General features: G+C 58.0%; 1 protein-coding gene. It reads left to right on the top strand.

Going from position 1 to position 357, the window contains the following annotated elements; genetic code table 11:
• Positions 1-207: hypothetical protein (locus BQ8794_RS36100; RefSeq protein WP_210189856.1), on the top strand; the 207-nt coding region annotated here is incomplete at its 5' end.
• Between the last annotated feature and the right edge of the window lie 150 nt (positions 208-357).

Raw genomic sequence — 357 nt, 5'->3', positions numbered from 1 at the left:
TCCACGGAAATCTCTGGGACCTGCGACCACGCGGCGACCAGTTCTCGTCCAGGTTTTCACGATCCGCTCAAGGCTCAGGGCTCTGCAGGTCCCGTCCTCGACAACAGCACCAATCCTGGTGCTAAATGTCTGCTAATGGTCCGTCCCGCCAATAACCGGAAATGGCGCGACCAAGACCGGTTCTGGCAACTGGGCCAAACGGTCTGAAAGCCACGTGCGCTGTGAGTAGGACATCAATTCGTGCCAGTCGTTTTGCGGTCATTGTCCTATTCTCAACACCACTTTGCGCCCGTCGGAAAGGGTTCCCGTTCCTGTGCCAACCGGGGGTTGCCTGCTGGTCAGCGAGAACACGAATCG

This window comes from Mesorhizobium prunaredense, assembly GCF_900156895.1.
GTDB classification, from domain to species: domain Bacteria; phylum Pseudomonadota; class Alphaproteobacteria; order Rhizobiales; family Rhizobiaceae; genus Mesorhizobium; species Mesorhizobium prunaredense.
Note: the sequence above shows the minus strand (reverse complement) of the source record. Positions and strands in the feature narration are given on the sequence as shown.